The organism is Streptomyces sp. NPDC026522 (genome assembly GCF_055567555.1).
This window is the reverse complement of sequence record NZ_JBVHQF010000004.1, coordinates 131,870-145,887: the sequence shown is the minus strand read 5'-3', so window position 1 is coordinate 145,887 and position 14,018 is coordinate 131,870. Positions and strand designations below refer to the sequence as shown.

The window sequence follows — 14,018 nt, the reverse complement described above, 5'->3', positions numbered from 1 at the left end:
GGCCACCGTCGTACGTGCCGGTCAGACCCGGTCAGACCGCCGCGGTCTGGGCCGCTGCGGTCTCGGCGGCCCGACGCTCGCCCTCGGCCTTCGAGCGCTTGCCGTACCACGCCGTCCACACGGCCAGCGCGCCGAGCACCCCGTAGATCATGATCGGGCTGATCACCACCATGGTGTCGGTGGGCAGCGTGTACGCCAGGGCGACCCGTACCGACGCCTCCACCAGGTAGGCCACGCCCCACACCGTAGTCATCACGGTCATCGTGCGGCGGAACCCCTCGAACTGCCACAGACCGTTCCACCACGCGGTGCTCTCCGGCGTGCCGTCGGTGGCGAACTTGCGGCCGAAGTAGAACATCAGCGGCCGCGGTGTGAGCAGGGTGGCGAGGCACAGCAGGCCGAACATCCCCGTCACGCCGGAGTCCTTGATCAGCAGCGCTTGGGCGGAGTGCGCGCCCAGGAGCGAGACGACGGCGGTGATCACGAGGAACACCAGGGTGACGACGGCGAACTCGTCGAGCTTGCGGCGCCACGCCAGGCTGACCATGCTGTCGAGCACCGGCCAGGCGCTACTGACCAGCAGCGCACCGAACTCGCTCCAGCCGTGGTCGTGCAGCTGGTTGTACGTGATGATCGGCGCGACCACGTTGAGACCGATGGTCAGGATCCAGCCGAGCGCCGCAGCACCCCCGGAGCGTCCCGGCGGGGCCGGCTGGTGGTCCGGGAGTTCTTGGGCAGCGGACATCTTTCCCCCTGAGTTGTTCCTGGTGAGTGCGGTCGGGGGGAACGTAGGTCAGGTGTGCGGCCCGCGACAGGCCCCCCGGGCCAAATGATCACCAAGTTGCCCGGAATCGCACACTCCGGCTCCGGGGGCGGGTTCAGGCCCGCAGACCCCGGATGATCAGCGAAGTGACCGCCTCGAACTCCGCGATGATCGAGGGGGAGAGCCAGTCGGCCGCGTACTGCGGATCATGGAAGCGCCCGGTGGCGTCGAACACCGCGCGGGCGGCGGACGGCACGTCCTGCGCGGCCAGCGTCCCGTCGGCGACTCCCTCGGCGATGATCCGGGTCAACTGTCCGATCAGCGCGTTCAGGTGGTGGTCCACCACCCCGCTGTTCTCGGCCAGCAGCACCGTGTACGTCGCGAACAGCTCCGGGTCGTCGCCCGCCTTGTGCCGCTTGGCTTCGAAGAGCGCCTCCAGCCAGGCCTCCAGCTTTGAGGGGGCCGGCTCGGCCGGCGCCGAGGCGATCTCCTCCAGCCGGACGACGCTCTTGGCGAGCCAGCGGTCCGTGACGGCCTCACGCAGCGCCGCCTTCGACGGGAAGTGCCGGTACACGCTGCCGTGGCTGACGCCCAGCGCGCGCGCCACGTCCACCACGGTCGCCTTGGTCGGGCCGAAGCGGCGCAGCACCTCCTCGGTGGTTTCGAGGATGCGCTCGGGGGTCAGGGGCTCGGCAGCAGGGGATGGCATGGGTACGACCGTACCGCCAGGTCAGTGTTCGCTGTCGAGGTGGGCCATCTGCTCCGCCGGGTAACGGTCGCCGGCCGCGGCCCCCGCGGGTATCGCCGCTTCGATGGCTGCCAGATCGGCGGGGCTCAGTTCCACCTCCAGGGCGCCCAGGGCCTCCTCCAGCCGGTCCCGGCGCCGGGCGCCCACCAGCGGAACGATGTCGACCTGGTGCCTCGGGCCCTGCGCGAGCACCCAGGCGATGGCGGCCTGTGCGACGCTCACTCCCTTCTCCTGCGCCACCTTGCGCAGCGCCTCCACCAGATCGAGGTTCCGGTCGAGGTTCTCTCCCTGGAAGCGGGGGCTCATCCCGCGGAAGTCACCGGGGGCCAGCTGCCGGTCGCGGCTGAAATGGCCGCTGATCAGACCCCGGGACAGCACCCCGTACGCGGTGATGCCTATGCCGAGCTCGCGCGCGGTCGGCAGGATCTCCGCCTCGATGCCACGCGATATCAGCGAGTACTCGATCTGGAGGTCCGCGATCGGAGCCACCGCGGCGGCCCGGCGCAGGGTGTCCGCGCCGACCTCGGAGAGCCCGATGTGCCGCACGTGCCCCGCCTCGACCGCTTCGGCGATCGCGCCGACCGTCTCCTCGATCGGCACGGCCGGGTCGAGACGGGCGATGCGGTAGATGTCGATGTGGTCCCGGCCCAGCCGCTGGAGCGAGTAGGCGAGGAAGTTCTTCACGGCCTCGGGCCGCCCGTCGATGCCGGTGAAGCCGCCTTCGACGGTCCGCAGGGCGCCGAACTTCACGCTGGTCAGCGCCCGCTCGCGGAGCGCCGCGGGAGCGCTGCGCAGGGCTTCGCCGATCAGCAGCTCGTTGTGGCCCATGCCGTAGAAGTCGCCGGTGTCGAGCAGGGCGTCCGTACCTTCGGGCACGGCTTCCAGGTAGGCGTGAATGGTCGCGATCGACTCGGCCCGGTCGGCCTCCCCGTACAGCGCGGACATGCCCATGCAGCCGAGCCCGAGCGGGAAGACGGCGGGTCCGGTGGCGCCGAGGGGCGTCGTCGCGGATGCCGTAGTGGATGCGTTGCGGGTGTTCTCGTTCGTCGTCATGCAACAACCATGGCATGACGGGTGACAGATTTCAATATCTGTCACCCGTAGGGTTGAGGGGGCTGCCGGGGCCCGGTCCGGGACGGCGCCGGCCGGGTGCGGTGCAGCGCGACGTTCTCGCCGCCGCGGCCCCCGACACCGGCAGGACGACCCTCGCGCTGACGCTCGACTCGGCTGTGTCCCCAGGCTCGCCCAGCGCAGATGGTGGCCGGGATCGTGATGGTGGCGGGCTAGGGGCCGGCCGGCCGCCGCCGCAACGCGGCCCCCACCGACGCGGGCGGGCCGCCCCCGGCAAGACGTACGCCGCGCTGGGCGCGGCCGGGCTCGTGCCGTTCTCGGGGCTTTCGGGGCGCGCGCAGGACGCCCTGCGCGGCCTGCTCGCCCGCAGCGACGCGTCCGCCGAGGACTTCGACCGCGCCGAACAATGCGGCACCGCAAGGGTGCGCATGGTGCGGTCGACGACGACCAGACCGTTCTCGGTCACCTCCAGCCCAGCAGCGGCAGCGATCGGGTTGACCGCGAACCCTGCCGTCCGCACGGAGGCGTCGGACGCCAGGGCGGTGCGTCGGCGCACAGTACCCGCGTCGCTTCGACGGCGCGGACCAGGGCCGTGAACGGCACGATGCCAGTGGTGGCCCCGCCGCGCCCCCGGGGCGCCCGGCGTCCGGGGGTCGTTGTCGGCCTACCCGCCGCGCCCCGAGGCCCGCGAGCGGGGGAGGCGGCCGGGGGAGCCGCCCGCCGCGTACCGCGGGCGCCGGCGCTACGTCGCGGACACGCCCTGGCCCAGGGCGCGGGCCGTCCGGTTCGCCGTGCCCAGGGCCCAGCGGCCGGTGGTCGCGACGCCCACCGCCAGCACCAGCACCCCGCACAGCGTGATGATCCACCAGGCCGGCAGCGCCGCGGCGACGAAACCGCCCCCGCCGGCCAGCCCGGCCGCCAGTACGGCGCCGATCACGGCCACGCCCAGCGTCCCCCCGGTCTGCCGGCTGGTCGACGCCACCGCCGCCGCCACCCCCGCCTGAGCGCGCGGCATCCCCGACACCGCCGTATTGGTGATCGGCGCGTTGACCATGCCGAAGCCGAGCCCGAACAGCACGTACCCGGCGAACATCAGCGGGTCCGACCCCTCCGCCGAGAACGCCGCGAACAGCAGCCCGCTCGCCCCCATCGCCACCCCCGCGATCACCAGCGGCACCCGCGGCCCCACGGCGCCGACCAGCCGTCCGGACAGCGGCGCGCACAGGAAGGCGGGCGCCGCCATCGGCAGCATGTACAGCCCGGCGTGCAGCGCGTCCAGCCCCCGTACCTCCTGCAAATAGAGGGTGTTCAGGAAGAGGAACCCCGAGAGGGCGGCGAAGGCGCTCACCGCGATCACCGTCGCCCCGCTGAAGGGGGCGCTGCGGAAGAACCGCGGGTCGATCAGCGGCTCCGCCCGCCGCGGCTCGTACACCAGCAGCCCCACCAGGGCCGCCACCGCGAGCGCGGCGCACCCGAGGACCGTCGGCGAACTCCAGCCGGCCGCCGGGGCCTCGATGATCCCGTACGTCACCGACCCCAGCAGCGCCACGATCAGCACCTGCCCGACCGGGTCCGGGCGGCGCGGGTGCTCGGCCCGCGACTCGGGGATGTAACGCAGGGTCAGCACCAGGGCCGTCAGCCCCACGGGCAGGTTGACCCAGAAGATGGACCGCCAGCCGACCGAGTCCACCAGCAGGCCGCCGATCAGCGGTCCGGCGGCCATGGAGATGCCGACGACCCCGCCCCAGACGCCGATGGCGCGGGCCCGCTCCTTGGGGTCCGTGAACGTGTTGGTGATGATCGACATGGCCACCGGGTTGAGCATCGAACCGCCCACGGCCTGGACCATCCGGAACCCGATCAGCCACTCCAGGCTCGGCGCCAGCGAACACAGCACCGAGCCCGTCGTGAAGACGATCAGGCCGGTGCTGAACACCTTCCGGCGCCCGATCCGGTCGCCCGTCGACCCGGCCAGCATCAGCAGCGAGGCCAGGACCAGCGTGTAGGCGTCGATCGTCCACTGCATCCCCGCCACCGAGGCGTTGAACTCCTCGCGCATGGAGGGGAGGGCGACGTTCAGAACGGTGGTGTCCAGGCTCACGATCAGCAGGCTCATGCAGCAGATGGCCAGCACAAGGCTGCGTCGCCTGGGGCTCAGGGTACGCATGACTCCGATAGTACGCCTAACTAATGAAATGCGGTTCACTGCCCGGCTGGGCGACAATGGGGGGATGACCACGCTCCCCCCGCCCCTCGCGATCGGCCCGCACACCGTGCAGCCCCCGGTGGTGCTCGCACCCATGGCCGGTATCACCAACGCCCCGTTCCGCACCCTGTGCCGCGAGTTCAGCGGCGGTAAGGGGCTGTTCGTCAGCGAGATGATCACGACGCGCGCACTGGTCGAGCGCAACGAGAAGACCATGCAGCTGATCCACTTCGACGAGACCGAGAAGCCCCGCTCGATCCAGCTGTACGGAGTCGACCCCGCGACGGTCGGCAAGGCGGTCCGCATGATCGTCGAGGAGGACCGCGCCGACCACATCGACCTCAACTTCGGCTGCCCGGTCCCCAAGGTCACCCGCAAGGGCGGCGGCTCGGCCCTCCCCTACAAGCGGAACCTGCTGCGCGCGATCCTGCGCGAGGCCGTGGCCGGCGCAGGCGACCTGCCCGTCACCATGAAGATGCGCAAGGGCATCAACGACGAGCACCTCACCTACCTCGACGCCGGCCGGATCGCGGTCGAGGAAGGCGTCACCGCCATCGCCCTGCACGGGCGCACCACCGCCCAGCATTACGGCGGCACCGCCGACTGGGAGGCCATCGCGCGCCTCAAGGAGCACGTCCCGGAGATCCCGGTGCTCGGCAACGGCGACATCTGGTGCGCCGAGGACGCGCTGCGCATGGTCCGCGAGACCGGCTGCGACGGAGTGGTCGTCGGGCGCGGCTGCCTGGGGCGGCCGTGGCTGTTCAACGACCTGGTCGCCGCCTTCGAGGGGCGCCCCCAGGACTTCCACAAGCCCACGCTGCGCGAGGTCGCGGCCACCATGCACCGGCACGCCCAGCTGCTGGGGGAGTGGATCGGCGACGAGGCGCGCGGGGTGATCGACTTCCGTAAGCACGTGGCCTGGTACCTCAAGGGCTTCGCAGTGGGATCCGAGATGCGCCAGAAGCTGGCGGTGACGTCTTCCCTCGCCGAACTGGACGCTCATCTGAGCGAGCTTGATCTGGACCAGCCCTGGCCCGAGAGCGCCGACGGTCCGCGCGGCCGGACGTCCGGAAACAACCGGGTTGTCCTGCCCGAGGGCTGGTTGAAGGATCCGTACGACTGCGCCGGCGTGACCGAAGACGCCGAGCTGGACACGTCCGGGGGCTGACGGAGGCCGACAAATCGCCCTCGGTGTAGCGTGATATACGCCACGCATGGGAGAGGTTTCGCTCAGATGAGCAGTTAAGTCACGGGTAAGACTTCCAAAGGGTGGCACTGGGTGCCACCCTTTGTGCATTCAACTCTTGAACGCAAATGTATCGATGATCGCTCATCCGAGCGGCAGTAGGCCTCAAACGCCCCCTCACCCTTCGGGATGTGAACGCTGTTCGCCCGTCGGCATTACTTACCGGTTACTTTCGATTGGCTGGCACACGGGTGGTTACAGCCTCATGACGCCCAAGTGGACATACCCAGACGCCTTCGATCTGGGTATGTTCCTGGCCGTCAGGGCAGCCACCCGAGTCCTCGAGGAGTCGAGACCCGTGTCGGAAAACAAAGATCAGAAGTTCGTCTACGACTTCACCGAGGGAAACCGCGACCTCAAGGACCTTCTCGGCGGCAAGGGAGCCAACCTCGCCGAGATGACCAACCTTGGTCTCCCGGTGCCTCCCGGCTTCACCATCACCACCGAGGCCTGCAAGGTCTACCTCGAGAGCGGCGCGGCCCCGGCCGCGCTGCGCGACGAGGTCAGCGCGCACCTGGCCGCCCTCGAAGCGAAGATGGGCAAGAAGCTCGGCCAGTCGGACGACCCGCTGCTGGTCTCGGTCCGGTCCGGCGCCAAGTTCTCGATGCCCGGCATGATGGACACCGTCCTCAACATCGGCCTCTCCGACGAGTCCGTGGCCGGCCTCGCCGCCCAGGCCGGCGACGAGCGCTTCGCGTGGGACTCCTACCGCCGCCTGATCCAGATGTTCGGCAAGACCGTTCTCGGCGTGGACGGCGAGCTCTTCGAGGACGCCCTCGAGGAGGCCAAGGCCGCCAAGAAGGTCACCGTCGACACCGACCTCGACGCCGCCGACCTCAAGAAGCTGGTCAAGGGCTTCAAGAAGATCGTCGCGAAGGAGGCCGGCCGCGAGTTCCCGCAGGACGCCCGCGAGCAGATGGACCTCGCCGTCGAGGCGGTCTTCAACTCCTGGAACACCGACCGCGCCAAGCTCTACCGCCGCCAGGAGCGCATCCCCGGCGACCTGGGCACCGCCGTCAACATCTGCTCCATGGTCTTCGGCAACCTCGGCCCGGACTCCGGCACCGGCGTCGCCTTCACCCGCGACCCCGCCAGCGGCCACCAGGGCGTCTACGGTGACTACCTGCAGAACGCGCAGGGCGAGGACGTCGTCGCGGGCATCCGCAACACCGTCCCGCTGGCGGACCTGGAGACCATCGACAAGGCCTCCTACGACCAGCTCATGACGATCATGGAGACGCTGGAGACCCACTACAAGGATCTCTGCGACATCGAGTTCACCATCGAGCGCGGCCAGCTGTGGATGCTCCAGACCCGCGTCGGCAAGCGCACCGCCGGCGCCGCGTTCCGCATCGCCACCCAGCTCGTGGACCAGGGTCTGATCGACGAGGCCGAGGCCCTCCAGCGCGTCAACGGCGCCCAGCTCGCGCAGCTGATGTTCCCCCGCTTCGACGAGGGCGCCGCCACCACGCTGCTCGGCCGCGGTATCGCCGCCTCCCCGGGCGCGGCGGTCGGCAAGGCCGTCTTCGACTCGTACACGGCCGTCAAGTGGTCCCGCTCCGGCGAGAAGGTCATCCTGATCCGCCGCGAGACCAACCCGGACGACCTGGACGGCATGATCGCCGCCGAGGGCATCCTGACCTCCCGCGGCGGCAAGACCTCGCACGCCGCCGTCGTCGCCCGTGGCATGGGCAAGACCTGCGTCTGCGGCGCCGAAGACCTCGAAGTCGACACCAAGCGCCGCCGCATGACGGTCGGCGGGACGGTCATCGAAGAGGGCGACGTCGTCTCGATCGACGGCTCCACCGGCAAGGTCTACCTCGGCGAGGTACCCGTCGTACCGTCCCCCGTGGTCGAGTACTTCGAGGGCCGCATGCACGCCGGCGCCGACGACGCCGACGAACTGGTGGCCGCCGTGCACCGGATCATGGCGTACGCGGACCGCGTCCGCCGGCTGCGGGTGCGCGCCAACGCCGACAACGCCGAGGACGCCTCGCGCGCCCGCCGCTTCGGCGCCCAGGGCATCGGCCTGTGCCGCACCGAGCACATGTTCCTCGGTGAGCGCCGCGAGATGGTCGAGCGCCTGATCCTCGCCGACACCGACGACGAGCGCGAAGCGGCACTCAGTGCCCTCCTGCCGCTCCAGAAGAAGGACTTCGTCGAGCTGTTCGAGGCGATGGACGGGCTGCCCGTCACCGTCCGCCTGCTCGACCCGCCGCTGCACGAGTTCCTGCCCGACATCACCGAGCTGTCGGTGCGCGTCGCCCTCGCCGAGTCCCGCAAGGACGCCAACGAGAACGACCTGCGCCTGCTCCAGGCCGTGCACAAGCTGCACGAGCAGAACCCGATGCTGGGTCTGCGCGGTGTCCGACTCGGCCTGGTCATCCCCGGCCTGTTCGCCATGCAGGTCCGGGCGATCGCCGAAGCCGCGGCCGAGCGCAAGAACGCCAAGGGCGACCCGCGCGCCGAGATCATGATCCCGCTCGTCGGCACCGTCCAGGAGCTGGAGATCGTCCGCGACGAGGCCGACCTGGTCATCGCCGAGGTCGAGGCCGCCACCGGCACCAGCCTCAAGCTGACCATCGGCACGATGATCGAGCTGCCGCGCGCCGCGCTGACCGCCGGCCAGATCGCCGAAGCGGCACAGTTCTTCTCCTTCGGTACGAACGACCTGACCCAGACGGTGTGGGGCTTCTCCCGCGATGACGTGGAGGCCAGCTTCTTCACCGCGTACCTGGAGAAGGGCATCTTCGGGGTCTCGCCCTTCGAGACCATCGACAAGGACGGTGTCGGCGCGCTGGTCCGCAGCGCGGTCGAGGCCGGCCGGGCCACCCGCCCCGACCTCAAGCTCGGTGTCTGCGGCGAGCACGGCGGCGACCCCGAGTCGGTGCACTTCTTCCACGAGGTCGGCCTCGACTACGTCTCCTGCTCGCCGTTCCGGATTCCGGTGGCGCGTCTGGAGGCCGGCCGCGCGGCCGCCGAGTCGAAGGGCTCCGACAGCCGCTGAGCCCCCCCGTGCCGGGTTCCGGCGCGGCTCGACCGGGCACGAACCCGGCCGGGCGGCACCGGTTCCTGAGGCTGCGCCTGCTTCCGGTTTCCCTGACCCCCGGAAGCGGGCGCAGCCTGCTTTGCGTTTAAGGCCCGTATTCAACCAAGTCGCCATTACGGCACCAGGCGGTGGACGGATCCCCACCCGTCCACCGCCTGCCGCCTATCGCCAGGCACGTCGGCGCTTCCCGGTGCGACCGACCGCCAGGCCCCGCAAAGCCCCCCACGGCCTTCACGGAGCGTTTCGGTCGCACTGGAGTGTCCCTGGCGGAGTACAGGATTTCGGTTGTCACGCTCCTGCCGAAAGGGGTTTCAACTGTGGCTGAAAGGGCGTGGTGACCACGTGTGACGGCGTGCATACTCATAGGGCGGGGGGATTGCGGTTGCACAGGTGGGGGTTCGGTGCTTCGTATCCATTTCACGGGAGTGGACCTCGCACGCGTACGGATGGCGGGACGTCCGGATGCGTTGTGGGAGACGATTCTCAGTTTTCACCGTTTAAGGGACCGGCGTGATGCCCGGCTGTTCGGTGAATGGCGTACGGAAACCCGTAGCCGGTTGAATAGTGAAACAAGGCTCCTCGGCGCGCTGATACCGGGCCGCGGCTATTTCCCCGATTTCCTCACTCCGGTCGAGGGCCAGTACGGGTGGGACCTCGGGCTGGACGCGCTGCGCGGCATCCGCCCCGAGCGAATACGGCGGGAGCTGTCGCTGCTGGGTGCCGGAGCGCGCGTCGGCGCGGCCTTCGGCATGCCGCCCGGAGCGAGCGGCGGGGTCGACACCCTCGTCCCGCGCCGGCTGCGGGAGTTCATGGAGGACGCCACCGCGCACATGCCGCGGCTGCTGGGCGAACTGCGCGCCTACCACCGGGTGGCCGTGGAGCCCTACTGGACCCACATCCAGGCCCAGATCGAGGCCGAGCGGGCCGCCCGGGGCCGGGCGCTGCTCGACGGCGGCGCCGACGAGCTGCTCGCCTCGCTGCCGCCGATGCTGCGCTGGCGGGCGCCGGTCCTCGAATGCGACTACCCCGTGGACCGGGACGTCCGGCTGCGGGGGCGCGGGCTGCTGCTCCAGCCGTCCTTTTTCTGCCGCCGCACCGCCGTCACCCTGCACGACCCGGAGCTGCCGCCGGTCCTGGTGTACCCGGCGGCGGCGCAGCTCGCCTCGGCGCCCGCGCAGGGGGAGGGAGCCCGTCCGGCGGAGGAGCAGCGCCAGCGGACCCTGGGCAAGCTCGTCGGGCACACCCGCTCGGTGGTGCTGCGGGCCATCGGCGACGGAGCCACCACCAGCGAACTGGCCCGCCGGGCCGGGGTGTCGCTGGCCTCCGCGAGCCAGCACGCCTGCGTGATGCGGGAGGCGGGCCTGGTCACCACCCTGCGCCGGGGCAACGCCGTGCTCCACACGGTGACCCCGCTGGGGGCGGCGCTGCTGAAGGGCGGCGCGGTGGCGTCCTGACGGCCGTGGCGGCGTCCGGCGCGGGGCGGCGGAGCGGCCGGGCCGATAAAACCTTCCCCGCGGCGATGAGTTCCGCGGGGACGCCCGGTCTACCCCTTCGAACGCACCGCCACGACAGAAGCACAAGAAAGAGGGACCGAGATGTCCGCCACCATGATCTTCGTCAACCTGCCGGTCAAGGACCTGGAGGCGAGCAAGGCCTTCTGGGGCGAGCTCGGATACTCCTTCAACGCCCAGTTCAGTGACGAGAAAGGCGCCTCCCTGGTCATCAGCGACACCATCTACGCGATGCTGCTGACCGAGGCCCGCTTCAAGGACTTCACCCACAAGGCCATCGCGGACACCTCCACCACCACCGAAGCCCTGCTGTGTCTGAGCGCCGAGAGCCGCGAGGCGGTGGACGCGCTCGTCGACGCGGCCGTCGGCGCGGGCGGCACCGAGCCGCGGGCCGCGCAGGACCACGGCTTCATGTACGGGCGGGCCTTCGAGGACCTGGACGGCCACACCTGGGAGATCATGTGGATGGACCCGGCGGCCGTCCAGGCCCAGTAGGTCCTCCGGCCGCTACGCGGGCGAGGTCACGGCGGTCCGTACCGGATAGGTGGGGACCGCCACCGCGTCGTCGTCCAGGCAGCGCCCCGACTCCAGGTCGAAGCGCTGCTTGAGCAGTGGCGAGGCCACGAAGGGGCGTCCCGCCACGGCGCCCACCAGCCCCCGGGCGAGCACCTGCGCGCCGGTGAAGGGGTCCCGGTTGCCGATGGCGTACGGGCGGCCGGTGCGGTCGACGAACACCGCGGCCTGGCTCCCGTCGGGCAGCAGGGCCGCGACCCCGCGCCCCGGCGTCAGCTCCGCCAGCGCGCACACCGTCAGCCAGCCGCCGTTCACCTCCAGCTCGATGGTCACCGGTTGCCTCCCACGGGCTCAAGGGTCAGGGCGGTCAGGTCGGGCTTGACCTGGTCGCGTTCCGGCACGAACCGCACGCTGGGGTCCGGGGTACCGGGCGCGTTGACGAAGGTCACGAACCGGCGCAGCCGCTCGGGGTCCTGGAGGGTCTCGGCCCATTCGTCGCGGTAGTGGGCGACGTGGTCGGCCATCAGGGACTCAAGCTCCGCGCACAGGCCGAGCGAGTCGTGCACGATCACGTCCCGCAGGTGGGCCAGGCCGCCCTCCAGCCGCTCCAGCCAGGCCGCGGTCCGCTCCAGCCGGTCGGCGGTGCGGACGTAGAACATGAGGAACCGGTCGACGAGCCGGACCAGTTCGGCGTCCGAGAGGTCCTGGGCGAGCAGGTCCGCGTGGCGCGGGGCGGCCCCGCCGTTGCCGCCGACGTAGAGGTTCCAGCCGTTCGCCGTCGCGATGACCCCGAAGTCCTTGCTCTGCGCCTCCGCGCATTCGCGGGTGCAGCCGGACACCGCCGACTTCAGCTTGTGCGGGGCGCGCAGCCCCCGGTAGCGCAGCTCCAGGCCGATGGCCATGCGCACGCTGTCCTGGACCCCATAGCGGCACCAGGTCTGACCGACGCAGGACTTCACCGTGCGCAGCGCCTTCCCGTACGCGTGCCCGGACTCGAACCCGGCGTCCACCAGCCGCGCCCAGATCCGCGGGAGCTGGTCGACCGCGGCTCCGAACAGGTCGATCCGCTGCCCACCGGTGATCTTCGTGTAGAGGCCGAAGTCGCGGGCCACTTCGCCGATCACGATGAGCTTCTCGGGGGTGATCTCACCGCCGGGGATCCGGGGGACGACCGAGTACGAGCCGTTGCGCTGCATGTTGGCGAGGAAGTGGTCGTTGGTGTCCTGGAGGGCGGCCTGCTCCCCGTCCAGTACGTAGCCGCTCGCCCCGAGCGTCGCGGCCAGCGAGGCGATGATCGAGGCGACGGCCGGCTTGCAGGTCTCGCAGCCCTCGCCGCCCCGGGCGGCCTCCCGGCCGTGGCCGTCGAGGAGCTCCCGGTAGGAGGTCAGCCGACGGGTGCGGACGATCTCGTACAGCTCGGCGCGGGTGTACGGGAAGCAGCCGCACAGCCCCTTGTCGGGCGCGGCGGGCAGCAGCTGTCCGATCACCTTGAGGCAGCCGCCGCAGCCGGTGCCGGCCCTGGTGCACGCCTTGACCTCGGGGAGCGAGGAGCAGGCGGTGATCTCCTTCTTGGTGACGTTGTGGCAGGAGCAGATCACCGCCGAGTCGGGCAGCGCGGCCGGGCCGAGCCGCGCGGCCGGGCCGGTGCCCGCGGGCAGCACCAGCTGCTCGGGGGTGACGGGCGGCACGCTGCCGGTCAGCGGGCGCAGCAGCCCGTAGGAGTCGGCGTCCCCGACGAGGACCCCGCCGAGCAGCACGCCGTCGGGGGAGACGACCAGCTTCTTGTAGACGCCGGAGCGGGAGTCGGAGTAGACGACGTCGAGGCTGCCGGGGGTCGCGCCGTGGGCGTCGCCGAAGGAGGCCACGTCCACGCCGAGCAGCTTGAGCTTGGTGGACAGGTCGGCGCCGGTGAACTCCCGGTCGCGGCCCAGCAGGTCGTCGGCGGCCGTCTCGGCCATCTCGTAGCCGGGTGCGACCAGGCCGTAGACCCGGCCGTCGGCGGCCAGCGCGCATTCGCCGATGGCGTAGACGCGGGGGTCGCAGGTGCGGCAGCGGGCGTCGACGGAGATCCCGCCGCGTTCGCCGACCGTCAGCCCGGCGGCGCGGGCGAGCTGGTCGCGGGGGCGGACGCCGGCGGAGAAGACGACCAGGTCGGCGGGGACGGTCGAGCCGTCGGACAGGCGCATCCCGCTCACCGAGCCGTCCTCGGCGGTCAGCACCTCCTGGGTGCCGACGCCGGTGTGCACGGTCAGGCCCATGGACTCGATGGTCCGCAGCAGCGCGGCGCCGCCCCCGTCGTCGACCTGGACGGGCATCAGGCGCGGCGCGAACTCCACGACGCGGGTGGCCAGCCCCAGCCCTTGCAGCGCGCCCGCCGCCTCCAGGCCGAGCAGCCCGCCGCCGACGACGGCTCCGCTGCCGCGGCCCTTCGCGTACGTCTCGATCGCGAGCAGGTCCTCGATGGTGCGGTACACGAAGCAGCCGGGGGCGTCCTTGCCGGGCACGGGCGGCACGAAGGGGTGGCTGCCGGTCGCGAGGACGAGGACGTCGTACGGGAACACCCGCCCGGAGCGGGACGTGACGGTGCGGGCGCCGCGGTCGATGCGCTCGGCGGGGTCGCCGAGGTGCAGGTCGATCCGGTGCCGAGCCATGAAGCCGTCCGGGACCAGCGACAGCTCCTCGGCGGTGCGGCCGGAGAAGTAGGAGGTCAGGTGGACCCGGTCGTAGGCGGGCCGGGGCTCCTCGGACAGGACGGTGACCCGGTGCGTGGCGGTGATCCCGCGCTCGGCGAGGGCCTCCAGGTAGCGCTGGCCGACCATGCCGTGGCCGACGAGCACGAGGGCGGGGCCGGCGGCGGCTGCGGCGGCGGCCGTGGGTGCGGGGGTGGGCGCGGGCGGGACTGCGGCCATGA

General features: G+C 71.3%; 10 protein-coding genes. 4 read left to right on the top strand and 6 right to left on the bottom strand.

What is annotated here, in order from left to right; all coding sequences use genetic code 11:
• Positions 1 to 31 precede the first annotated feature (31 nt).
• The 4 genes from ACZ4M3_RS12090 to ACZ4M3_RS12075 all read right to left on the bottom strand — a co-directional run bounded on the left by ACZ4M3_RS12090 (position 32) and on the right by ACZ4M3_RS12075 (position 4,749).
• Positions 32 to 745, bottom strand: a complete 714-nt coding sequence (locus ACZ4M3_RS12090; RefSeq protein WP_467731581.1) for a VC0807 family protein — start codon at positions 743 to 745, stop codon at positions 32 to 34.
• A gap of 133 nt (positions 746 to 878) precedes the next feature.
• Positions 879 to 1,472: a TetR/AcrR family transcriptional regulator gene (locus tag ACZ4M3_RS12085; RefSeq protein ID WP_467731579.1), complete on the bottom strand. Its 594-nt coding sequence runs from the start codon at positions 1,470 to 1,472 to the stop codon at positions 879 to 881.
• A gap of 21 nt (positions 1,473 to 1,493) precedes the next feature.
• On the bottom strand, positions 1,494 to 2,564 hold the full coding sequence (locus ACZ4M3_RS12080) for an aldo/keto reductase (protein WP_467731577.1): 1,071 nt from the start codon (positions 2,562 to 2,564) through the stop codon (positions 1,494 to 1,496).
• Positions 2,565 to 3,324: 760 nt separating this feature from the next.
• Positions 3,325 to 4,749 carry an MFS transporter gene (locus ACZ4M3_RS12075; RefSeq protein ID WP_467731575.1) on the bottom strand — a complete coding sequence of 475 codons (1,425 nt, stop codon included), beginning with the start codon at positions 4,747 to 4,749 and terminating at the stop codon, positions 3,325 to 3,327.
• A gap of 64 nt (positions 4,750 to 4,813) precedes the next feature.
• Here ACZ4M3_RS12075 and dusB point away from each other — a divergent pair, with 64 nt between their 5' ends.
• From dusB to ACZ4M3_RS12055, 4 genes are all read left to right on the top strand, one after another.
• Positions 4,814 to 5,956, top strand: a complete 1,143-nt coding sequence (gene dusB / locus ACZ4M3_RS12070) for a tRNA dihydrouridine synthase DusB (protein ID WP_453354155.1) — start codon at positions 4,814 to 4,816, stop codon at positions 5,954 to 5,956.
• Between the two features lie 376 nt (positions 5,957 to 6,332).
• A complete protein-coding gene (gene ppdK, locus ACZ4M3_RS12065) occupies positions 6,333 to 9,041 on the top strand; it encodes a pyruvate, phosphate dikinase (RefSeq protein ID WP_467731573.1) in 2,709 nt (902 codons plus the stop codon).
• Between the two features lie 443 nt (positions 9,042 to 9,484).
• Positions 9,485 to 10,537, top strand: a complete 1,053-nt coding sequence (locus tag ACZ4M3_RS12060; RefSeq protein ID WP_467731571.1) for an ArsR/SmtB family transcription factor — start codon at positions 9,485 to 9,487, stop codon at positions 10,535 to 10,537.
• 141 nt (positions 10,538 to 10,678) lie between these two features.
• A complete protein-coding gene (locus ACZ4M3_RS12055) occupies positions 10,679 to 11,089 on the top strand; it encodes a VOC family protein (RefSeq protein ID WP_467731569.1) in 411 nt (136 codons plus the stop codon).
• Between the two features lie 12 nt (positions 11,090 to 11,101).
• On the opposite strand, the gene nirD is transcribed toward ACZ4M3_RS12055, so the two are convergent.
• The gene (nirD, locus tag ACZ4M3_RS12050; protein WP_467731568.1) at positions 11,102 to 11,440 is read right to left on the bottom strand and encodes a nitrite reductase small subunit NirD; all 339 of its coding nucleotides are present in this window, start codon (positions 11,438 to 11,440) and stop codon (positions 11,102 to 11,104) included.
• The gene (nirB, locus tag ACZ4M3_RS12045) at positions 11,437 to 14,016 is read right to left on the bottom strand and encodes a nitrite reductase large subunit NirB (protein ID WP_467731566.1); all 2,580 of its coding nucleotides are present in this window, start codon (positions 14,014 to 14,016) and stop codon (positions 11,437 to 11,439) included. Before nirB ends, nirD begins: the two co-directional genes overlap by 4 nt.
• Positions 14,017 to 14,018: the final 2 nt, after the last annotated feature.

Excerpts from the sequence above, each read along its gene's own strand:
- ACZ4M3_RS12090 (WP_467731581.1), bottom strand. The coding sequence starts at position 745 with ATGTCCGCTGCCCAAGAACTCCCGGACCACCAGCCGGCCCCGCCGGGA.
- ACZ4M3_RS12085 (WP_467731579.1), bottom strand. The coding sequence starts at position 1,472 with ATGCCATCCCCTGCTGCCGAGCCCCTGACCCCCGAGCGCATCCTCGAA.
- ACZ4M3_RS12080 (WP_467731577.1), bottom strand. The coding sequence starts at position 2,564 with ATGACGACGAACGAGAACACCCGCAACGCATCCACTACGGCATCCGCG.
- ACZ4M3_RS12075 (WP_467731575.1), bottom strand. The coding sequence starts at position 4,749 with ATGCGTACCCTGAGCCCCAGGCGACGCAGCCTTGTGCTGGCCATCTGC.
- dusB (WP_453354155.1), top strand. The coding sequence starts at position 4,814 with ATGACCACGCTCCCCCCGCCCCTCGCGATCGGCCCGCACACCGTGCAG.
- ACZ4M3_RS12055 (WP_467731569.1), top strand. The coding sequence starts at position 10,679 with ATGTCCGCCACCATGATCTTCGTCAACCTGCCGGTCAAGGACCTGGAG.
- nirB (WP_467731566.1), bottom strand. The coding sequence starts at position 14,016 with ATGGCCGCAGTCCCGCCCGCGCCCACCCCCGCACCCACGGCCGCCGCC.